The following is a 21196-nucleotide window of genomic DNA, read 5'->3' as shown; positions in this document are numbered from 1 at the left end:
ACGCTACGCGGACACCCCGGCGGCGATCCGGCGCGGCCACAGCGGGCCCTCGTAGATGAAGGCGGTGTAGCCCTGGAGCAGGTCGGCACCGGCCTCGAGCCGCTCGACCGCGTCCGCCACCGTGCTGATGCCGCCGACTCCGATGAGGGTCAGCTCGGAGCCGACGCGCTCGCGCAGCATCCGGATGACCTCCAGCGCCCGCGGCCTCACCGGTGCGCCGGAGACGCCGCCCGTGCCGATCTCCTCGAGCTCGTCGGGGTGGGCTCGCAGCCCCTCGCGCGAGATCGTGGTGTTGGTCGCGACGATGCCGTCGAGCCCCATCGCGAGGGCCATGTCGGCCACCGCGAGGACGTCCTCGTCGGCGAGGTCGGGGGCGATCTTCACCAGGAGCGGGACGCGCCGGGTGGCGACCTCGTCGGCCGTACGCCGTACGTGCTCCAGCAGCGGCCGCAGCCGCTCCACCGCCTGCAGGGTGCGCAGCCCGGGCGTGTTCGGCGAGCTGACGTTGACCACGAGGTAGTCGGCGTAGGGCGCGAGCAGCCGGGTCGACTTGCCATAGTCGGCCTCGACCGCGGCCTGGTCGCCCTCGGGGACGAGCTTCGTCTTGCCGATGTTGATGCCGAGCACCGGTCCGGGGCTCGATACGCCGCCTCGTGCCGCGGCGGCTACTCGACCACCGACGCCCGATCCCCGCTTGTCGAGGCGGGCCTTGAGCCGGGCAGCAACCGCCTCGGCGCCGTCGTTGTTGAAGCCCATCCGGTTGACGACCGCGCGATCGTTGACCAGCCGGAACAGGCGCGGCTGTGGGTTCCCGGACTGGGCCTCGCCGGTGACCGTGCCGATCTCGACGTGGCCGAAGCCCAGGCCGCCGAGGGCGTCGATCCCGACGCCGTTCTTGTCGAAGCCTGCGGCCAGACCCAGCGCGTTGGGGAACGTCAGCCCCAGCGCCTGCACCGGCGTGCCGGGGAACGACCGGCGCGCCAGCACCGGCCCCGCCGCCCGGATGGCGGCGAAGGCCTGGTGATGGGCCTGCTCCGGGTCGGACTTGACCAGGAACTGGTCGAAGAGGAACCGGTAGGCGCCCATCAGCGCGCCTTGCGGGTGATCGCCGCCCACTCCTGCAGCGACCGGACGCCGATGTCCTCTCCACGCAGCGCCGCGATCCCCTGGACCGCGGCAGCGGCGCCCTGGACCGTGGTGATGCACGGCGTGCCGGTGAGGACCGCGGCGGCCCGGATGTCGTAGCCGTCGTGGCGGGCGTCGGACGCCGAGCCGTTGGGCGTGTTGACGATCAGGTCGATCTCGCCGTCCTGGATCATCCCGACGACGGTCTTCTCCCCGTCCGGCCCGATCCCGTCGGAGGCCTTGCGGACCACGGTCGACGGGATGCCGTTGCGACGCAGCACCTCGGCGGTGCCCTGGGTCGCCAGGAGCTCGAAGCCGTAGTCGGCCAGCACACGGGCCGGGAAGATCATCGTCCGCTTGTCACGGTTGGCGATCGAGACGAAGACCTTGCCGGAGGTGGGCAGCGGCCCGAACGAGCCCGCCTGCGCCTTGGCGAAGGCCTTGCCGAAGTCCTCGTCGAAGCCCATCACCTCGCCGGTCGACTTCATCTCCGGGCCCAGCACGGTGTCGACGAACTGACCCTCCTTGGTGCGGAACCGGTTGAACGGGAGGACGGCCTCCTTCACCGCGATCGGGGCGTCGGCCGGCAGGGTGCCGCCGTCGCCCTCGGCCGGCAGGAGGCCCGCCGTCCGCAGCGAGGCGATGGACTCGCCGAGCATCACGCGGGAGGCGGCCTTGGCCAGGGAGGTGCCGGTCGCCTTGGAGACGAACGGGACCGTCCGGGACGCGCGCGGGTTGGCCTCGATGACGTAGAGCACGTCGGCGCCCAGCGCGAACTGGATGTTGATCAGGCCGCGGACGCCGACACCCTTCGCGATCGCCTCGGTGGCGGTGCGGATCCGGTTGATCTCGGCGCGCCCCAGCGTGATCGGCGGCAGCGCGCACGAGGAGTCGCCGGAGTGGATGCCGGCCTCCTCGATGTGCTCCATGACGCCGCCGAGGAAGAGCTCGGTGCCGTCGTACAGGGCGTCGACGTCGATCTCGACGGCATCGTCGATGAACCGGTCGATGAGGACCGGGCGGTCCTCGCTGATCAGCTCGGTCGCGGCCTCGAGGTAGGTCTCCAGCGCGTCGTCGGAGTAGACGATCTGCATGCCGCGACCGCCCAGCACGTACGACGGGCGGACCAGGACCGGGTAGCCGATCTCGTGGGCGATCTCGCGGGCGTCCTCGAAGGAGACGGCGGTGCCGTGCTTCGGGGCGACCAGGCCGGCCTCGGCGAGCACCTTGCCGAACGCGCCGCGCTCCTCGGCCAGCTCGATGGCCTCCGGCGAGGTGCCGACGATCGGGACGCCGGCGTCCTGCAGACCCTGGGCGAGACCCAGCGGGGTCTGGCCGCCGAGGGTGGCGATGACGCCGGCGATCGGGCCGGCCGCCTTCTCCGCCTCGTAGATCTCCAGGACGTCCTCGAGGGTGAGCGGCTCGAAGTAGAGCCGGTCGGAGGTGTCGTAGTCGGTCGAGACCGTCTCCGGGTTGCAGTTGACCATGATCGTGTCGTAGCCGGCCTTGGACAGCTCCTGGCTGGCGTGCACGCACGAGTAGTCGAACTCGATGCCCTGCCCGATCCGGTTCGGGCCGGAGCCGAGGATGATGACCGCCGGGCGCTCGCGCGGGGCGACCTCGGTCTCCTCGTCGTAGGAGGAGTAGTAGTACGGCGTCTTCGCCGCGAACTCGGCGGCGCAGGTGTCGACGGTCTTGTAGACCGGCCGGATCCCCAGGTCGTACCGGGCCTGGCGGACCGCGGCCTCGGTCACGGTCACTGAGCTTGTCGAAGTGCGGATGGCGGCGATCTGGGCGTCGGACAGGCCGTGACGCTTGGCCAGCCGCAGCGTCGCGGCATCGAGCTCGGCCGCCGCGGCGACCTCCTGCGCCACCTCGTTGATCAGGAAGAGCTGGTCGACGTACCAGGGGTCGATCTTGGTGGCGTTGAAGATCTCCTCGGGGGTGGCGCCGGCGCGGATGGCGAGCATCAGCTTCTGGATGCGGCCGTCGTGCGGACGCTTCACGTCGGCGAGGATCGCGTCCTTCTCAGCGGGGCCGCCGGGCTCGCCGGTCCAAGAGAACTGCGAGCCCTTGGACTCCATCGAGCGCAGCGCCTTGTTGAGCGCCTCGGTGAAGTTGCGGCCGATCGACATCGCCTCACCGACCGACTTCATGTGGGTGGTCAGCGTCGAGTCGGCGGTCGGGAACTTCTCGAACGCGAACCGCGGGACCTTGACCACGACGTAGTCGAGCGTCGGCTCGAAGCTCGCCGCGGTGGAGCCCTGCGGCCCGGCGGTGATGTCGTTCTCGATCTCGTCGAGGGTGTAGCCGATCGCGACCTTCGCGGCGATCTTGGCGATCGGGTAGCCGGTCGCCTTGGAAGCGAGGGCGCTCGAGCGCGACACGCGGGGGTTCATCTCGATCACGATGACGCGACCGTCGGCCGGGTTGACGGCGTACTGGATGTTGCAGCCGCCGGTGTCGACGCCGACCTCGCGGATGACGCCGATGGCCAGGTCGCGCAGGTGCTGGTACTCCCGGTCGGTCAGGGTCATCGCCGGGGCGACGGTGATCGAGTCACCGGTGTGCACGCCGACCGGGTCGAAGTTCTCGATGGAGCAGATGATGACGACGTTGTCGTTCTTGTCGCGCATCACCTCCAGCTCGTACTCCTTCCAGCCGAGGATGGACTCCTCGATGAGGACCTCGGTGGTCGGGGAGGCCGAGAGGCCGGCGCCGGCGATGCGGTGCAGGTCCTCGAGGTCGTAGGCGATCCCGGAGCCGAGGCCACCCATGGTGAAGGAGGGGCGGATGACGACCGGGAAGCCCAAGGACTCGACCGCAGCCTCGACGTCAGGCATCGAGTGGCAGATGAAGGACCGCGCGACCTCGCCGCCGACCTTGCGGACGATGTCGTTGAACAGCTCGCGATTCTCGCCGCGGTGGATGGCCTCGAAGGAGGCGCCGATCATCTCGACGCCGTACTTCTCCAGGACGCCGCCCTCGTGCGCGGCGATCGCCGCGTTGAGCGCGGTCTGGCCGCCGAGCGTCGGCAGGATGGCGTCGGGGCGCTCCTTGGCGATGACCTTCTCGACGAACTCCGGGGTGATCGGCTCGACGTAGGTCGCGTCGGCGAACTCCGGGTCGGTCATGATCGTGGCCGGGTTGGAGTTGATCAGGATGACCCGGAGGCCCTCCTCCTTGAGGATCCGGCACGCCTGGGTGCCGGAGTAGTCGAACTCGCAGGCCTGGCCGATGACGATCGGGCCGGAGCCGATGACGAGGACCGACTTGATGTCTTCACGCTTGGGCATCTCAGAGGTCTCCGTCCATCAGAGCAACGAAACGATCGAAGAGGTACGCGGCATCGTGCGGGCCGGCCGCGGCCTCCGGGTGGTACTGGACGGAGAAGCCCTTGAGCCTGCCGGGGGTCGAGCCGGTCGCGCCCTCGCGCAGCTCGAGGCCCTCGACGCAGTCGTCGTTGAGGTTGACGTGGCTGACCGAGGCGATGCCGTACGGAGTCTCGGTGTCGCGGTCCAGCGGGGCGTCCACGGCGAAGCCGTGGTTGTGGGCGGTGACCTCGACCTTGCCGGTGGTGCGATCCTGGACCGGCTGGTTGATGCCGCGGTGGCCGTACTTCAGCTTGTAGGTGCCGAAGCCGAGGGCGCGGCCGAAGAGCTGGTTGCCGAAGCAGATCCCGAAGTAGGGGGTGCCCTGGGCCAGCGCCTCCTGGAGCAACTCGACCTGACCGGTCGTCGCGGCCGGGTCGCCGGGGCCGTTGGAGAAGAACAGGCCGTCGGGCCCGTTGTCACTGACGGCGTTGACCTGCTCGATCGTCGCGTCGGCCGGCAGCACGTGCACCTCGATGCCGCGCTCGGCCATCCGGTGCGGGGTCATCTCCTTGATGCCGAGGTCGAGCGCCGCGACCACGAAGCGGGGCTTCTCGCCGGGCTTGAGGTTGAGGGCGGGCACGACGTACGCCTCGCTGGTGGAGACGGCCTCGGAGAGGTTCGCGCCGGCCATCTCGGCGGACGCGGTGACCTTGGCCAGCAGCGCGTCGGCGTCGAGGGTGGTGGTCGAGATGCCGACCCGCATCGAGCCGCGCTCGCGCAGGTGGCGGGTCAGGGCGCGGGTGTCGATGCCGGAGATGCCGACGATCCCCTGGGCCTCGAGCTCGTCGTCGAGGCTGCGCTGCGAGCGCCAGTTGCTCGGGACGCGGGCGGGGTCGCGCACGACGTAGCCGGCGACCCAGATCCTGCGGGACTCGGGGTCCTCGTCGTTCACACCGGTATTGCCGATGTGGGGAGCCGTCTGCACGACCACCTGGCGGTGGTAGGACGGATCGGTCAGCGTCTCCTGGTAGCCGGTCATGCCGGTCGCGAAGACGGCCTCGCCGAAGGTCTCGCCCTCGGCGCCGTAGGACTCACCATGGAAGGTGCGCCCGTCCTCGAGGACGAGCAGGGCTGGAACAGCGGCACGGCCAGCAGAAATGTCAGGCACCCGGGCCTCCTTCTCCGCCTCACGGGACGGCTCTTTAAAGGACTTTCGGTCGAGCCCGACCCTATCAGCCGGACAACCTCCGTCCGGCATCCCTGTCCGTGCCCTAGGTTGGCCGCATGGGCACCTTCGTGGCACTGATCCGGGGCATCGGACCGGGCGATCCGCGCAAGTCGAACGAGTCACTCCGAGGCGTGCTGGAGGAGCTCGGGTACGGCGACGTGAGATCGGTCATCAGCAGCGGCAACGTGGTCTTCACGTCCGGCGATCCGGACGTGGACGCCGAGGACACCGACGCGCTCGGGGACCGGATCGAGGCGGCCTGGCCGGAGCTGCGCGGCTTCAAGGCGACCACGATCGTGCGCTCGCGCTCCCAGCTCGCAGCACTGGTGGAGAAGCTGCCGTACGGCGATCTGCCGCACGGCAAGGAGAGCTATCAGCTGGTGTCGTTCTTCAAGCATCCTGCCGAGCGCACGGAGGAACCGCCCGAGGGGATGGCGATCAAGGTCCTCGGCGTGGTCGACGGTGCGCTCTGCACAGTCTCGGACACCACCGTCACCGGCACGCCCGACGCGATGCAGTGGCTCGAGCGGACGTACTCCAAGGAGCTCACCACCCGCACTCCGCTGACCCTCGCCCGGATCCTGAAGAAGATGGCGGGGTGAGCGCGTGCTGATCGCGGGACTCGTCCTCACCGGTCTCGCCGCCCTCGTCCACGTCTACATCTTCTGGCTGGAGTCGCTCGCCTGGACGGGCGCGGCCCGCAGGGTCTTCGGCACCTCCGCCGACGAGGCGGCGGCCACCCGGGAGCTGGCGTTCAACCAGGGCTTCTACAACCTGTTCCTGGCGATCGTCGTCGCCGTCGGCACGATCCTGATCTGCTGCTCGCAGCGCGCCGCGGGCGGCGCACTCGTCCTGGCGGGTGCCGGGTCGATGGTCGCGGCCAGCGCCGTGCTCTTCCTGGGCAGTCCGGACAAGCGCTCCGCCGCGCTCAAGCAGGGGCTGGTCCCGCTGATCGGGGTCGTGCTGGTGGCGGTCGGGCTCTGACGGTTCGTCGAGGTATGCAGCCCGACCCGCGCTTCCCGTGCGGAACTCACCGTGGGAAGCGTCGATTCGCCTGCATACCTCGATGAGCCATCACGGGTGCTCGGCCACGAACCGCAACGTGTGCTGGCAGCGCAGGCCGCCGTAGTGGCGATCGAGCACCTCGCCGAAGAGCGGCTCATCGGGCGAGGCGGACTCGAAGAGGGTCATCGAGGAGCGCAGCTTCTCCTCGTCGATCGGCCCGAGAAGCTGCTCGGCCGTACCGGCGAAGTCACGCGCGGCGCTCGCGCACGCCCTCAGCCGGGGGCCGAGGGTCGGGTGCTCGAGATAGGCGCGGGCCTCCGCGAGCGAGCCGATCGCGTAGCGCTGGGAGGTCGCCGAGTAGCCGAGCCCCGCGACCTGCGGGAAGACGAACCACATCCAGTGGCTCCGCTTGCCGCCGGCACCCAGCTCGTCCAACGCCTGCTCGTAGACCCCGCCGGACTGCGCCTCGACGAAGCGCTCCAGGGAGTACGGATCCGCACTCATGAGCCGAGGCTACGCCGCGGAGCAACCGGGGCAGGTCGAGCAAGGTATGCAAGTGAACCCGCACTTCCCACGGTGAGTTCCGCACGGGAAGCGCGGGTTCGGCTGCATACCTCGATGAGCCAGCAGCCTCAGCCGAAGGTGCGCCGCCCCCGCAGCCAGGTCCCGACGATCCGGCCGGTGACCGTACGCCCGTGCCACGGGTTGTTGCGGCTCAGCGAGAGCGAGTCGTCGCGGTCGACGACGTAGGAGGCGCCCGGGTCGACCAGCGCGAGGTTGGCCGGCTCCCCCGCCGCGATCGTGCGACCGTGGCCCTCGAGGCCGGCGATCCGCGCCGGGTTGGTCGACATGACCTCGGCGATCCGGGACCAGTCCATCTGCTCGCCCATCACGGTGGCGACCACGGAGAGCGCCGTCTCCAGGCCGAGCATGCCGAAGGCGGCGTCGACGAAGGCGTGCTCCTTGTCGTGCCGCGCGTGCGGGGCGTGGTCGGTGGCGACCGCGTCGATGGTGCCGTCGGCGAGGGCGGCGCGCAGCGCCTCGACGTCCTCCTGCGGACGCAGCGGCGGGTTGACCTTGAAGACCGGGTCGTAGCCGCGCAGCAGGTCGGTGGTCAGCAGCAGGTGGTGCGGGGTCACCTCGGCGGTGACGGCCCAGGTTCCGTCCCGCTCCGCCTGGGCCTTGGCCCACCGCACCACCTCGACCGAGCCGGCGGTGGAGACGTGTGCGACGTGGACGCGGGAGCCGGTGTGGCGGGCGAGCATCACGTCGCGGGCGACGATGACCTCCTCCGCGACGCCGGGCCAGCCCGGCAGGCCGAGCTCTCCGGAAATCGGGCCCTCGTGGCAGCAGGAGGCGTGCGGTGCCAGCGACGGGTCCTGGCTGTGCTGGCTGATCACGCCGCCGAACGCCTTGACGTACTCCAGCGCGCGACGCATCACGCGGGCGTCGCCGACGCACTTGCCGTCGTCGGAGAACACCCGCACGCGGGCACGCGAGCGTGCCATCAGGCCGAGCTCGGCCAGCTCGTGACCCTCGAGGCCCTTGGTGACCGCGCCGACCGGCTGCACGTCGACGATCCCCGCGGCCCGACCGAGGTCGTGGACCCGCTCGGCGGCCTCGGCCGTGTCGGTGACCGGGTTGGTGTTGGCCATCGCGAGCACTGCGGTGTAGCCGCCCGCCGCCGCGGCCAGCGATCCGGTCAGCACGGTCTCGGCGTCCTCGCGGCCCGGCTCGCGCAGGTGGGTGTGCAGGTCGACGAGGCCGGGCAGCAGCACCAGTCCGTCGGCCTCGACGACCTCGGTGGTCTCGGGGTTCGCCTCGCTCGCGCCACGACCGACGGCGCGGATGACACCGTCCGCGACGAGCACGTCGGCGGCGTCGGCACCCAGGATGCGGGCGCCCTTGATCAGCAGCGACCCTGCGGTCGAGCTCGTCGAGACCATCAGGCCTCCTCTCCGGCAAGAAGGTGGTAGAGCACGGCCATGCGGACGGCGACGCCGGCGCTGACCTGGTCGAGGATCAGGCTGTCGGCCGCGTCGGCGGCATCCGGGGAGATCTCCAGGCCGCGGTTCATCGGGCCCGGGTGCAGGATCGGTGTGCCGGGCCGGAGCATCGCCAGCCGGGTGCGGGTCAGGCCGTAGCCGACGGTGTACTCCCGAGCGGTCGGGAAGAAGCCGCCGCTCATCCGCTCCTTCTGGACCCGCAGCATCATCACCGCGTCGACCGGCCCGTGGTCACCGGCGAGCACCCCGTCGAGGTCGTACGAGGTGGCGAACCCGGCCTGCTGCGACCAGGTGCCCGCGCCGCTCGGCATGAGTGTCGGCGGCGCCACCACCGTGACCGTCGCGCCGAGCTTGGTCAACGACTTGATGTTGGAGCGGAAGACCCGCGAGTGGGTCAGGTCGCCGATGATCGCGACGTGCTTGCCCTCGAGCGTGTCGAGGTGGCGGGTGAGGGTGTACGCGTCGAGCAGCGCCTGGGTCGGGTGCTCGTGGGTGCCGTCGCCGGCGTTGATGACCGGGATGTCCAGCCACTGCGCGACCTGGTGGGCGGCGCCGGAGGCGGAGTGGCGCATGACCAGGCCGTCGATGCCCATCGCGGTGACCGTGAGCACGGTGTCGCGCAGCGACTCGCCCTTGGAGGTCGAGGAGCCCTTGGCGGACAGGTTGATCACGTCGGCCGAGAGCCACTTGCCGGCGATCTCGAAGGAGGAGCGGGTGCGGGTCGAGTCCTCGAAGAACAGGTTGATGACCGTACGCCCGCGCAGTGCGGGCAGCTTCTTGACCTCGCGGCGCTGGACGTCGTGCATCTCGGCGGCGGTCTCGAAGAGCGCCGCGATGTCGTCGGCGGTCACATCGTCGATGGAGAGCAGGTGCTTCTTCACTCGTTGCCTCCCGTGACGGTGCCGAAGATGGTGACGGCGTCGAGGCCGTCGGTCTCGGCCAGCCGGACGCGGACCTTCTCGCTGCGGGCGGTCGGCAGGTTCTTGCCGACGTGGTCGGCACGGATCGGCAGCTCGCGGTGGCCGCGATCGACGAGGACCGCGAGCCGTACCGCCGACGGGCGACCCAGGTCGGAGAGCGCGTCGAGTGCGGCGCGGATCGTGCGCCCGCTGTAGAGCACGTCGTCCACGAGCACGACGATGCGACCGTCGATGCCACCGTGCGGCAGCTCGGTCTTGTGCGGGGCGCGGGTCGGGTGGCTGCGCAGGTCGTCGCGGTACATGGTGACGTCGAGGCTGCCGGTCGGCACCGGGGTGCCCTCGACGTCGGCGATCCGGCCGGCGATCCTCTTGGCGAGCGGCACGCCCCGCGTGTGCAGGCCGAGCAGGACGAGGTCCTCGGCGCCCTTGTTGCGCTCCAGGATCTCGTGCGAGATGCGCGTCAGCGCCCGGGCGACGTCGGCGTCGTCGAGGACGACACGGCCATCTGCCTCGCCGGTGGGCACGGACGGGGGCGCTGCGTTGTCGGTGGGCTCGGTCACGAGCCGGACCTCCTTCTCCGCCTCACAGGACGGGTCGTTAAAGGATGTCGAACAGGCCTCACCGTACCCGGGGGCCACCCCGACCCCGCAAATAGCGACTCCGGACGGGCGAGGGTCCCGGTCTGGACCGGGGTGAATTGGGACTTTCCGGCCAAAGCAAAAATCTGGTAATGCGCGCTCGCTACCCCGAATAGGCGATGGTCAAACCTCAATTCCAGAGCAGCATGGCGAACTAGGCGGAGACACCGCCACCTCAGCCTCTAGGAGGCACGGCATGCTCAGGAGAACTCTTGCCACTGGACTCGTCGCCGTAGCGTCGAGCACCGGTCTCATGGCCGCCACCACCATCGCGGCCCACGCGGACAACACCGCAGTCAGCATCGAGAAGACGGCAACCCGATCGGCCACCGGGCTGATCATGAACGTCAGGGCCACCGTGGTGTGCTCGCCCGACACCACCTCGGCGTCCGTCTCGGCGACCGTCCAGCAGGTCAACGCCGCGGGCGGCATCCAGTCCGCGACCAGTGGCGTCGTCTCGCTCAACGCCGTGGAGTGCACGGGCGACGAGCAGATCATCATGATCCCCGTCCGTCGGCCCACCGGCGGCTACAACTGGAAGGCCGGGACCGCGTCGGTCAAGAACGTCGTGTTCCGCACCTGGGACCCGAGCGGCAGCTACGTGTCGTTCCTCAAGGCCCGCAACGTCACCGTCAGCTGATACCCAAACGAGCGGCAGCCCTACGGAAGAGGGCTGCCGCTCGTGTCACGCAGGATCGATTTTACCTGGGAGGCAAAGTGTTCCAGAAGCTCATCGCCGGGGTCGCTGTCGTCGTTCTCACTGCCGGTGCCGGACTCGTCGCCACCACCGGCGCAGCCGAGGCCAAGAGTCCTCGCCCCACCCTCGCTGTCCCCAAGACCGTCAAGGCCGGACAGCACTTCGCGGTCACCGTCATGCCCCACCGCAAGGGCACCGTCCTCCTGCAGCGCAAGGCTGACAAGGGGCCCTGGAAGACCGTCGCCCACCGGAAGTCCCGCCATGCTTCCGGGAAGATCCTGTTCCACCGCGTCGAGCGCACCAGCGGCCGGGTCGCCTATCGCACCAAGGTCGCCGGCCACGTCTCCAAGGTCGACCGGATGACCATCACCGAGGCCACCAACCAGCCCGGCGGATCGGGCACCGTGACGCCGCCTCCGGCCGCGCCGTCGCTGTTCGTGGACGTGAGCACCAACGCCGATGACATCTTCGTCAACACCTCCTACACCGTCGGCGTCGCGGCGGCCGAGGGCGATGGCGCGCCGATCGCCGGCCTCCAGATCAAGGTGGAGCGCCAGAACCCCGGAGCGTCCACGTGGATCGCGGCAGGCACCTACACCACCGACAGCGCGGGCGAGGCGTCGTTCACCGACTCCAGCGCCACCCGCGGCATCATCAGCTATCGGGCCACCTCGAGCGACGGGAAGCTCAGCGGCCAAACCGAAGCCGTGGTCTGGCAGAACCTGACCATGCCGGCGGCCGCCGGCAACGGGCTCGCGGTGGCCACGCATACCAACACCGCCGCCGGCTGCACCGCGGGCATCGCCGCCGGCTCGAACGGCGTCGACCTGAAGCTGAACTCGAAGGCAGCCACCCCTGCCCAGACGATGCCGCCCAAGCCGGCCGACCCCGGATGCAAGGTCGCCGTCGGGGACTCGGTCACGCTCACCTGGACGTTCGGCGGCAACGGCTGCGTGCCGGTGCAGTACGACGACTTCTCGTTCGACGGTCCCGCGTCCTCCCAGGTGACGCTCGGTATCGAGATCGACGGCGCCGATCTGTCGCCCGACCCGGCGACGTTCGCCGTGAGCCAGCACGCGCCGAAGCTGTCGGTCGACGGCGACCCGATGCAGCAGCTGGTCGTCACCATGACGGTGGCCAACGCGGGCACCGGTGCAGGCGCAGGTGCCAGCATCACCGGCCACCTGGTCGGAGCGCAGGCGATGTGCTTCTGACGCTGCCCGCACGAACCTGCCGCCCCGAACCGCGCCTGCGGGTCGGGGCGGCGGTCCGTCACAGGTCGAGCAGCACTTTGCCGATGGCCCCGCGCTCCACGGCGTCGTGCGCCTCGGCGGCCTCCTCCAGCGGGTAGTGCGTGAGCGGCAGGCCGTGCTCCTCGCCCACGCCCAGTGCCCCGGCGGCGAGTGCGGCCGTCAGGTCCTCGGCGGCGGCGGCGAGCAGGGCGGGCGCGACGTTGTAGAGCAGCACGAACTGGTAGCGGAGATTGAGCGAGAAGGTCGCCCGCAACGGCATGGTGAGCTCGTCGCCACCGTTGTTGGCATAGATCGCGATCGTGCCGCCATTGCGGATCACGGCCCGGTCGAGGTCGTTGTTGACGGCGGGCGCGACCTCGACGATCAGATCGACGCCGTCGGGGGCGATCGCGCGGATCGTCGCCTCGGCCGGGTCGCGGCGGTAGTCGATGACGTGATGCGCGCCGGCAGCGGCCGCGAGCGCGGCCTTCTCCGGGCTGCTGACCGTGGTCACGACGGTGGCCCCGGCCCACCGGGCCAGCTGGATCGCGGCGTTGCCGACGGCACCCGCCCCGCCCTGGACGAGCACCGTCCGGCCCGCGTACGTGCCCGGCGCGATCCGGTCCACGTCGGCGCCGCTGGTGAGGGCGCGATGGGCGGTGACGGCCGGGACGCCGAGTGAGGCGCCGAGGTCGAACGAGACGCTCGCCGGAAGCGGCACGGCCTTGTGCAACGGCACCACCACGTACTCGGCCGCGGTGCCGTACGGCTGGCCGTGCTGGACCATGTGCAGCCACACCCGGTCGCCCACCGCGACGCCGGACACGCCGCGGCCGAGGCCGTCGATCACTCCCGCGCCGTCCTGGCCCGGCGTGATCTCCGGGACCGTCATCGCGCCGTACGTCATGCCCGAGCGCTGCTTCCAGTCGGTCGGGTTGACGCCGGCCCGGGCGAGCCGCACCCGGACCTCGCCGGGACCCGGCTCGGGCAGGTCGCGCTCGACGAGGCGCAGGACGGAGGACGGACCGGGCTCGGAGTAGACGATCGCGCGCATGACACGCACGTTACCGACCGCCCCGGCCACTAGCCTGCTGGCCATGGAGGAGAACAGCGCCTGGCTGACCGGCTTCATCGCCGAGGCCTCGGGCTCCGCGGCGGTCGAGGCCTGGGTGGAGCGGATCGGCGCGGCCGTCCTCGACGCGACGCCCGACGTGGCACGCGACCCCGATCTGGCCGCCCTCCTGTCCGCGACCGTGCGCGAGCAGTGGCAGGCGTTCCTGGTCGAGCTGACCGATCCGGCCGGCGGACCCCAGGTGGTGCCGAGCGCGGAGACGATGGCGCTCGAGCTGGCCCGCCGCCATCTCGACCTGACCGTCCTCCTCACGGCCTACCGCACCGCCCAGAGCGAGGCCTGGGCGTATGCCACCGAGGTGGTCGCCGCCGCGCCACCCGAGGTCGACGCCACGGCGCTGCTGGTGGAGTTCTGGAGTCGCGCCGGCCGATGGCTCGACGAGGTGACCGGTGCCTCGATCGTCATCCACCAGGCCGAGCGCCGCCGCGTCGAGCACAGCGGCGCCGCGCAGCGGTACGACGTCATGCGGGCGCTGCTCGACGACGATGAGCCGGAGCACCGTGAGCTGACGATCGCGCTGGGCGGCTACCCGATCGACGGCGCCCACCGCGCGCTCGTCCTGCGCGCCACCGGAGCCGGTGGCACCCGCCTGCTCGAGCCGACGGCCGCGGCGCTGGCCGGTGCGGTCCGCGGCCGTACGCTCACCGTCGAGCCGGGTGGTCGCGAGCTGTGGCTGTGGCTGCCCGACCTACCGACGCCGCTCGCCGACCTCGTCCCGGACGCGGGCATCCTGGTCGCCATCGGTGACGAGGCTGCCGGCCGTGACGGGTTCCGGGCCAGTCACCACGAGGCGCTCGCGGCACGCGACCTCGCGCTGGCCCAGGAGCGGCAGCAGGTGCTCGTCCACTACCACGACGTGGCGCTGCTGACGTTCCTCGCTCGCGATCCCGCAGCTGCCGCCCGGTTCGTGCATGCGACGCTGGGGCCGCTGTCCGGTGCGGAGCCCGGACTCGATCGGATCCGCGAGACCGTGAGCCGCGTCCTGGCCAGTGAGAGCACCGAGGCGGCGGCGCAGGCCCTGGGCATCCACAAGAACACCGTGCGCTACCGCATCGGCCAGGCGGAGAGGCTCCTCGGGCATCCCCTCGGCGGTCGGCGCACCGAGGTCGCGCTGGCGCTCGGCTACCTTGCGGCGTTCCCCGCTGCGGGCCTCACGACACCGACCCGGTGAGCGGGACGAAGTCGACCTTCTCCCGCACGCCACAATCGGGGCAGCACCAGTCGTCCGGGATGTCCGCCCATGCCGTGCCGGCGGCGAAGCCCTCGAGCTCGTTGCCGGCCGCGACCTCGTAGACGTAGCCGCAGCCCGGGCAGCGGGCGGCGAGCACCTCGGCCGCGGTGGTCTCGATACGCCCTCGCCTGGCGGCTCGGGCTACTCGACCAGCGGGTTCGATCTCGGAGGTCGAGTAGCGAGCGCCAGCGATCTCGGAGGTCGAGTAGCGAGCGCCAGCGAGCGTATCGAGACCCGTATCGAGACCACCCGGTCCCGTCGGGACGGGCCAGCGGGCGAGCAGCCGCTCGCGCTTGCCGGGCTGGAGGTTGGCCAGCCTCAGGTCGCCGCCGAAGTGGGCCACCACCCGCTTGTCCATCGCCCGCCGGAAGAGCGGCGGTACGAGGGCGAGCACCAGCATGCCCGCGTACCCCGTGGGCAGGACCGGGCTCTCGGCGTAGTCGCGCAGCGACTGGTAGCGCCGCGTCGGGTTGGCGTGGTGGTCGCTGTGCCGCTGCAGGTGGTAGAGCAGCACGTTGGTGGCGATGTTGTTCGAGTTCCAGGAGTGCGACGGGTCGACCCGCTCGTAGCGCTGCCGCTCGCCGACGCCGACCTTCTGGCGCAGCATCCCGTAGTGCTCCATGAAGTTGATGATCTCCAGCAGCGAGAAGCCGAGCACGGCCTGGATCAGCAGGAACGGGACGATCCCGACGCCGAGCCAGATCACCACGCCGCCCCAGAGAGCCGCCGACATCAGCCAGGCGTTGAGGACGTCGTTGCCGAGTCGCCAGGGGTGCTGCTGACGACGGGCGTACCGCTTGCGCTCGAGGTTCCAGGCACTGCGGAACGAGCCCGAGACCGTCCGGGGCCAGAAGGAGTAGAAGGTCTCGCCCATCCGGCTCGACGCGGGGTCCTCGGGGGTCGCGACGCGGACGTGGTGGCCGCGGTTGTGCTCGATGTAGAAGTGGCCGTAGAAGCACTGCGCGAGCGCGACCTTGGAGAGCCAGCGCTCCACCGACTCGCGCTTGTGGCCGAGCTCGTGGGCGGTGTTGATCCCGATACCCCCAATGCACCCGATCGTGATCGCCAGCCCGATCCGATCGACGCTCGACAGGTCACCGCGCGCGATCACGCCCATCGCCGCGAGGAAGCCGGCGTACTGCAGCGGGAGGTAGGAGACGACCACCCAGCGGTAGTACCGGTCCTTCTCCAGCGCCTCGATCATGTCGTCCGGCGGGTTGGACGGATCGAGCCCGACGGTGAGGTCGATCAGCGGGACGACCACGAGGATGATGATCGGACCGATCCAGTACAGCACTCCCCCGCTCACCGGCCCGCCGAGGAGGGCGACGAAGGCAAGCGCTGGGACGACCAGACCGATCGGCCACAGGTGGCGCTTCGCGTCGCGCCACCGCTCGGTCGTGCCGCTCGGGACGGTGCCGGAGGCGTCGAGAGTGCTCATGCGACGAGCGTCACAGCCCGGGGTACGGCGGTCACTGGCCCGATCGCACAAAGACGACTGCCGCTTTGTGCGATGGCACAAAGCGGCAGTCGGGTTGCTCGAGGAGCGCTGCTCCCGGCGAGGGATCAGACCAGCGAGGCCTTGTCCCGCTGGATGGAGCCGAGCACGCCGTTGACGTAGCTCGGCGACTCGTCGGTGGAGAGCTCGCGGACGAGCTCGACCGCCTCGCTCAGCGCGACGTGCTCCGGGACGTCCGCGGCGAAGAGCAGCTCCCAGGCGCCCAGCCGCAGGACGTTGCGGTCCACGGCCGGCATCCGCTCGAGCGTCCAGCCCTGCGCGTACTGGCCGAGGATCTCGTCGATCCGCTCCTGCTTGTCCGCCACACCCTCGACGAGGGTCGCGGTGTACGGGTTGTTGAGCTCGCCGTCGCCGACCTGCTCGGCGAGCAGCTCGGTCGCGGAGACGCCCCGCGCCTCGGCGGCGAAGAGCAGGTCGAGGGCTCGCTTACGGGCCTTGGAACGAGCAGACAAGGTCAGCCCTTGACGCGGCTCAGGTAGGAGCCGCCCTCACGGGTGTCGACCTTGATCTTCTCGCCGTTCTCGATGAACAGCGGGACCTGGATCTCGGCGCCGGTCTCGAGCGTGGCCGGCTTGGTGCGGCCGGTGGCGGAGTCGCCCATGACGCCCGGCTCGGTGTAGGTGATAGTCAGCTCGACGGAGGCCGGGAGCTCGACGAAGAGGACGCGGCCCTCGTTCGTGGCGATGTTGACGTCCATGTTCTCGAGCAGGAAGTTGACGGTGTCGCCCATGATCTCGGGCTGGACCTCGATCTGCTCGAACGTGCCGGTGTCCATGAACACGTAGTTCATGCCGTCGTTGTAGAGGTACTGGTAGCTGCGGCGGTCGACCGTGGCGGTCTCGACCTTGGTGCCGGCGTTGAAGGTCTTGTCGACGTTCTTGCCCGACTCCACGTTCTTCAGCTTGGTCCGCACGAAGGCGGGGCCCTTGCCCGGCTTCACGTGCTGGAACTCGACCACGGCCCAGAGCTGGCCGTCGATGTTGAGAACCATGCCGTTCTTGAGGTCGTTCGTGGTTGCCATGTGCTTGCGCGCCAGCCTTCGTCGTCAGGTTGTCAAGAGGTCGTACGGTCCAGGGAACGGGACACGGGGATACCGAACCTGGGCCAGCGGCCGATCCTATCCCCGCGCCCGTACGGGGCGGAAACCCGCGTCGTAGCGGGTGCTTCAACGACGGACGCGCTCAGGCGACGATGACCCGCTCGCTCGCCCGCAGGGCACGGGGCCGGCGAGCGCTGATCGCGGCGTAGGCCTCGGCGAGGATCCGCACCGCCTGCTCCAGCTCGTGCGGAGGCCGGCTCCACGGGATCCGGACGAAGTGGTCGAGCCCGCCCTCGAGGGCGAAGACCGGCCCCGGAGCGATCACCACGCCGCGGCGCTCGGCCTCGACGACGAGGTCGGTGCCGAGCGGCGTCGGCAGGCGGCACCACAGGCACAGCCCGCCGGCGGGGACGCGGAAGCTCCACTCCGGGAGATGGTCCCGGACGGCGGCGACCAGGGCACCACGCTGTTCACGAAGCCGTGCCCGGTGGGCCCGGATGACGGGCTCCGGGTCGTCGAGGAGCCGGGCGAAGGCGAGCTGCTCGACCACCGGTGCCCCGAGGTCGAGGCGGATCCTGGCCTGGGTGAGCGCCTGCATGACCGCCGCGCCGTCGCGGTCCGGGACGCGGATCCAGCCGATCCGCAACCCACCCCAGAACGTCTTCGAGGCGCTGCCCAGGGTGATCGTCTCCGGCGCGAAGACGGCGAACGGCGGCGGCATCCCCGGCCCGTCGGCGCCGGACCGCTCGTCGAGGAGCAGGTGCTGGTGGGCCTCGTCCACCATCGGCCGCACCCCCGCCCCGCGCAGCAGCCGGGCGACCCGCTCACGCTCGGCGGAGCTCATCACCAGGCCGGTGGGGTTCTGCAGGTCGGGGATGAGGAAGGCGAGGCTCGGACGGACCTGACGCAGCGTGGTCGCCAACCCGTCCAGCTCCCAGCCGTCCGCGGAGACCGGCAGCCCGACCAGGCGCGCGCCGGCGTTGCGCAGCGCGTCGGCGCCGTTGGGGTACGTCGGTGTCTCGACCAGGACCCGATCACCGCGCTGGACCAGCGCCTGGGCGGTGATCGCGGAGGCGGCCAGCGCACCGGCTGTCACCATGATCTGCTCGGGCCGGGTCGGCAGCCCGCGCCGGTCGTACGTCCGGGCGATCGCCTCCTGCAGCCGCGGCAGTCCCGCCGGGAAGTAGCCGTGACCGCCCAGGTAGGCGGGGAGCTCGGCGACCGCGTCGACGTAGGCGGCGGCGATCCCCGGCGGTGCGGAGGCCGCGGCGCAGTTGAGGTCGATGACGAGGTCGGGCCGCCCGCTGGGCACCAGCGCGCGATCGAGGGCGCGGCGGCGGTCACCCGGGACGCGGGTGAAGGTGCCGGCGCCCTGGCGGGCCTCGGCGTACCCGCTCTCGACGAGCGCCGCGTAGGCGCGGGTGACAGTGGTGCGCGAGACGCCGAGGGCCAGGCTCAGGTCGCGCTCGCTCGGCAGCCGGGTGCCCAGGCCGATCCGGCCGTCGCCGACGAGCAGGGTCAGGCTCTCGGCCAGTCCCGCGTAGGCGGGCGTACGGGAGAAGCCGGCGACCAGGTCGGCGAGCCGGGCCGGGCTGATGGCGCCAGTGGCATGGGACATGCAGTCCACTCTGCCACGATTGGCTATTTCTCAACAGTCCAATCTGCTCGCAGAATGAGTCCATGACCACGCTCCTCGCCGATCTCGGCCCGATCGCTCAGCTCCGCGCCGGGCGGCTCTCGCGCCGGCTCAGCCAGCTCGTCGTGGGCCTGTTCCTCTACGGCGCCTCGCTGGCGCTGATGGTGCGAGGCGACCTCGGGCTGGCGCCGTGGGACGTGCTCCACTCCGGGATGATCCGCTTCATCCCGATCGACCTCGGGCAGATGGTCGTGGCGACCAGCTTCGTCGTGCTGCTGCTCTGGATCCCGCTGCGGGAGAAGCCGGGCATCGGCACCATCGCCAACGCGTTCCTGGTCGGCACCAGCGCCGACCTGGTGATGGCCGGGATCCCGACCCAGCACCACCTCGTCGTCCGGGTCCTCTTCACCGTCGCCGGCATCGCGCTGTGCGCGCTGGCGACCGCGATGTACATCGGTGCGCAGTTCGGCCGCGGACCGCGCGACGGGCTGATGACCGGCCTCGTCCGGCGTACGGGCTGGTCGATCCGGCTGGTCCGCACCGGCCTGGAGATCTGCGTCGTCGTCCTGGGCCTGCTGCTCGGCGGCGGCCTCGGTCTCGGCACGGTGGCCTTCGCGCTCCTCATCGGCCCCCTCACCCAGCCGCTGCTGCCGTTCTGGGTGGTCCGCCTCCCCGAGCCCGCAAACGTCGCTGCGGCCGGGGCGCCGCTCGACCCGCCGGTGATCGCGCAGGCCGTGGGCTGCGCGCGGTGAGCGCACCCATCCTGACCGCCGGGCGACTCGCCGAAGCGCGTGCCTTCGTCGCCCGCCACGTGACACCGACGCCCGCCTACCGCTGGCCGTTGCTCGAGGAGCTCACCGGCGTCGAGACCTGGGTCAAGCACGAGAACCACACCCCGACCGGGGCGTTCAAGGTCCGCGGCGGGCTGTGGTTCGTGGACCAGCTGCTGCGCGCCGAGCGGCCCGCCGGGCTGAGCGTGCTCGGCGCCTGAGCCGACACGATCCGCACCCGTCTCACTGGGACGTGCCGGGTGCGGATCGTGTCTATCGCGCCGCGGGCCGTGTCGCACGGGGCGGTGCTCTGCTTCAATCGAACCATGCTCAGCCGGCTGACCGAGGCGCTTCCGCCGGGAACGGTCGTCACGGATCCGTCCGCGGTCGAGAAGTACCGCGAGGACTTCGCCCGCGACGGGTCGGCCGGGCACCCGCTCGCCGTGGTCCGGGCCACCTGCGCGAGCGACGTGCAGGTGACGCTGAGGTGGGCGAGCGAGCACGCGGTCCCGGTGGTCCCGCGCGGCGCCGGAACCGGCCTCTCCGGCGGATCGTCGGCCGTCGACGGCGGCATCACCCTCTCGCTGGACCGCATGCGCGCCATCGAGATCGACCCGGCCTGCCAGGTCGCGATCGTCGAGCCCGGCGCGCTCAACATCGAGGTCAAGCGGGCCGCTGCCGAGCACGGGCTGTGGTACCCGCCCGACCCGTCCTCCTACGAGATCTGCTCGATCGGCGGCAACGTGGCCACCAACGCGGGCGGCCTGTGCTGTGTGAAGTACGGCGTGACCACGGACTACGTGCTGGGGCTCGACGTCGTGCTGGCCGACGGCACGCTGGTCGAGCTCGGCGGTAAGCGGATCAAGGACGTCGCGGGACTGTCGCTGCTCAAGCTCTTCGTCGGCAGCGAGGGCACCCTCGGGGTGGTGACCCGGGCCATCCTGCGGCTGGTGCCGATCCAGACCGCGGGCGCGACCCTCGTCGCCGGTTTCGCCACCATGACCGCGGCCGCCAAGGCCGTGGTCGCGATCCGCGCCCGGGTGCGCCCCTCGATGCTGGAGCTGATGGACAACGCCTGCATCAACGCGGTCGAGGACTGGCGCTCCCACGGGCTGGACCGCGCCAGTGGTGCCCTGCTGGTGGCCCAGTCCGACGCACCGGGCGGGGCCTGCAAGGCCGAGATCGCGACGATCGCAGCCTGCTGCGCCGACGCGGGCGCCGAGGACGTCTTCACCACCACCGATCCGGCCGAGGCGGACCTCTTCGTGGCCGCCCGCCGCAACGTCATCCTGGCGCTCGAGTCGCACGGGAAGGTGCTGTTCGAGGACGTCGGCGTGCCGGTCCCGCTGCTCCCCGAGCTGGTGGACCGGGTCGCGCGGATCGGCGAGCGGCACGGCCTCGAGATCGCCCTGGTCGCCCACGCCGGCGACGGGAACACCCACCCGCTGATCGTCTTCGACCCCGCGGATCCGAATGCCGCCTCCGCCGCGCTCCGGGCCTTCGACGAGGTGATGAGTGCCGCGCTCGACCTCGGCGGCACCATCACCGGCGAGCACGGCGTGGGCCGCGCGAAGAAGGCCGCCCTCCCCCGCCAACTGGGTCCCGAGGTGATGGCCCTGACCCGACGGATCAGGGACGCCCTCGACCCCGACGGGATCCTCAACCCCGGCGCGATCATCTGAGAGTCGTCGAGACCGCGGCCCG

General features: G+C 71.0%; 20 protein-coding genes. 8 read left to right on the top strand and 12 right to left on the bottom strand.

The window, feature by feature from the left end; all coding sequences use genetic code 11:
• Positions 1–3: 3 nt before the first annotated feature.
• Genes ACZ5L9_RS15785 through carA form a run of 3 tightly spaced genes read right to left on the bottom strand, consistent with a single transcriptional unit; the run spans position 4 to position 5607 of the window.
• Positions 4–1086, bottom strand: a complete 1083-nt coding sequence (locus ACZ5L9_RS15785; protein WP_464529223.1) for a quinone-dependent dihydroorotate dehydrogenase — start codon at positions 1084–1086, stop codon at positions 4–6.
• Positions 1086–4421, bottom strand: coding sequence for a carbamoyl-phosphate synthase large subunit (gene carB / locus ACZ5L9_RS15780; protein ID WP_464529221.1), 3336 nt, complete (start codon positions 4419–4421; stop codon positions 1086–1088). Before carB ends, ACZ5L9_RS15785 begins: the two co-directional genes overlap by 1 nt.
• Position 4422: 1 nt before the next feature.
• A complete protein-coding gene (gene carA / locus ACZ5L9_RS15775) occupies positions 4423–5607 on the bottom strand; it encodes a glutamine-hydrolyzing carbamoyl-phosphate synthase small subunit (RefSeq protein WP_464529219.1) in 1185 nt (394 codons plus the stop codon).
• A 116-nt stretch (positions 5608–5723) separates the two neighbouring features.
• Between carA and ACZ5L9_RS15770 the strand changes: the two genes are divergently transcribed.
• Complete coding sequence (locus ACZ5L9_RS15770; RefSeq protein ID WP_464529217.1) at positions 5724–6269, top strand: DUF1697 domain-containing protein; 546 nt, start codon at positions 5724–5726, stop codon at positions 6267–6269.
• 4 nt (positions 6270–6273) lie between these two features.
• The gene (locus ACZ5L9_RS15765) at positions 6274–6651 is read left to right on the top strand and encodes a DUF1304 domain-containing protein (RefSeq protein ID WP_464529215.1); all 378 of its coding nucleotides are present in this window, start codon (positions 6274–6276) and stop codon (positions 6649–6651) included.
• A 90-nt stretch (positions 6652–6741) separates the two neighbouring features.
• Here ACZ5L9_RS15765 and ACZ5L9_RS15760 read toward each other — a convergent pair whose 3' ends face one another.
• From ACZ5L9_RS15760 to pyrR, 4 genes are all read right to left on the bottom strand, one after another.
• The gene (locus tag ACZ5L9_RS15760; RefSeq protein ID WP_464529213.1) at positions 6742–7176 is read right to left on the bottom strand and encodes a DUF1810 domain-containing protein; all 435 of its coding nucleotides are present in this window, start codon (positions 7174–7176) and stop codon (positions 6742–6744) included.
• A gap of 128 nt (positions 7177–7304) precedes the next feature.
• The gene (locus ACZ5L9_RS15755; RefSeq protein WP_464529211.1) at positions 7305–8618 is read right to left on the bottom strand and encodes a dihydroorotase; all 1314 of its coding nucleotides are present in this window, start codon (positions 8616–8618) and stop codon (positions 7305–7307) included.
• A complete protein-coding gene (locus tag ACZ5L9_RS15750) occupies positions 8618–9559 on the bottom strand; it encodes an aspartate carbamoyltransferase catalytic subunit (RefSeq protein WP_464529208.1) in 942 nt (313 codons plus the stop codon). The genes ACZ5L9_RS15755 and ACZ5L9_RS15750 overlap by 1 nt, the downstream gene beginning before the upstream one ends.
• On the bottom strand, positions 9556–10122 hold the full coding sequence (gene pyrR / locus ACZ5L9_RS15745) for a bifunctional pyr operon transcriptional regulator/uracil phosphoribosyltransferase PyrR (protein ID WP_464536883.1): 567 nt from the start codon (positions 10120–10122) through the stop codon (positions 9556–9558). The genes ACZ5L9_RS15750 and pyrR overlap by 4 nt, the downstream gene beginning before the upstream one ends.
• Positions 10123–10489: 367 nt before the next feature.
• Between pyrR and ACZ5L9_RS15740 the strand changes: the two genes are divergently transcribed.
• Complete coding sequence (locus tag ACZ5L9_RS15740; protein WP_464529206.1) at positions 10490–10876, top strand: hypothetical protein; 387 nt, start codon at positions 10490–10492, stop codon at positions 10874–10876.
• A 77-nt stretch (positions 10877–10953) separates the two neighbouring features.
• Positions 10954–12147: a hypothetical protein gene (locus tag ACZ5L9_RS15735; RefSeq protein ID WP_464529204.1), complete on the top strand. Its 1194-nt coding sequence runs from the start codon at positions 10954–10956 to the stop codon at positions 12145–12147.
• A gap of 58 nt (positions 12148–12205) precedes the next feature.
• Here ACZ5L9_RS15735 and ACZ5L9_RS15730 read toward each other — a convergent pair whose 3' ends face one another.
• Positions 12206–13219, bottom strand: a complete 1014-nt coding sequence (locus ACZ5L9_RS15730) for an NADPH:quinone reductase (RefSeq protein WP_464529202.1) — start codon at positions 13217–13219, stop codon at positions 12206–12208.
• Positions 13220–13262: 43 nt separating this feature from the next.
• On the opposite strand from ACZ5L9_RS15730, the gene ACZ5L9_RS15725 reads away from it, so the two are divergent.
• Positions 13263–14468: a PucR family transcriptional regulator gene (locus ACZ5L9_RS15725; RefSeq protein ID WP_464529200.1), complete on the top strand. Its 1206-nt coding sequence runs from the start codon at positions 13263–13265 to the stop codon at positions 14466–14468.
• Here the strand turns inward: ACZ5L9_RS15725 and ACZ5L9_RS15720 are convergent.
• From ACZ5L9_RS15720 to yczR, 4 genes are all read right to left on the bottom strand, one after another.
• Positions 14449–15969 carry a fatty acid desaturase gene (locus ACZ5L9_RS15720; RefSeq protein WP_464529198.1) on the bottom strand — a complete coding sequence of 507 codons (1521 nt, stop codon included), beginning with the start codon at positions 15967–15969 and terminating at the stop codon, positions 14449–14451. The two genes, ACZ5L9_RS15725 and ACZ5L9_RS15720, sit on opposite strands and share 20 nt — an antisense overlap.
• Before the next feature lie 125 nt (positions 15970–16094).
• Complete coding sequence (nusB, locus tag ACZ5L9_RS15715) at positions 16095–16499, bottom strand: transcription antitermination factor NusB (RefSeq protein WP_464529196.1); 405 nt, start codon at positions 16497–16499, stop codon at positions 16095–16097.
• A 2-nt stretch (positions 16500–16501) separates the two neighbouring features.
• Positions 16502–17068, bottom strand: a complete 567-nt coding sequence (gene efp, locus ACZ5L9_RS15710) for an elongation factor P (protein ID WP_464529194.1) — start codon at positions 17066–17068, stop codon at positions 16502–16504.
• Positions 17069–17228: 160 nt separating this feature from the next.
• Entirely contained in the window at positions 17229–18704 is a 1476-nt protein-coding gene (yczR, locus tag ACZ5L9_RS15705) for a MocR-like transcription factor YczR (protein WP_464529192.1), read from the bottom strand.
• A gap of 62 nt (positions 18705–18766) precedes the next feature.
• Here yczR and yczE point away from each other — a divergent pair, with 62 nt between their 5' ends.
• From yczE to ACZ5L9_RS15690, 3 genes are all read left to right on the top strand, one after another.
• Entirely contained in the window at positions 18767–19474 is a 708-nt protein-coding gene (yczE, locus tag ACZ5L9_RS15700; RefSeq protein WP_464529190.1) for a membrane protein YczE, read from the top strand.
• The gene (locus tag ACZ5L9_RS15695) at positions 19471–19713 is read left to right on the top strand and encodes a pyridoxal-phosphate dependent enzyme (RefSeq protein ID WP_464529188.1); all 243 of its coding nucleotides are present in this window, start codon (positions 19471–19473) and stop codon (positions 19711–19713) included. The genes yczE and ACZ5L9_RS15695 overlap by 4 nt, the downstream gene beginning before the upstream one ends.
• Before the next feature lie 105 nt (positions 19714–19818).
• Complete coding sequence (locus tag ACZ5L9_RS15690) at positions 19819–21174, top strand: FAD-binding oxidoreductase (RefSeq protein WP_464529186.1); 1356 nt, start codon at positions 19819–19821, stop codon at positions 21172–21174.
• Positions 21175–21196: the final 22 nt, after the last annotated feature.

This window comes from Nocardioides sp. JCM 18998 (genome assembly GCF_055391535.1).
The sequence above is the reverse complement of the archived record's forward strand: the minus strand, read 5'-3'. Positions and strand labels throughout refer to the sequence as shown.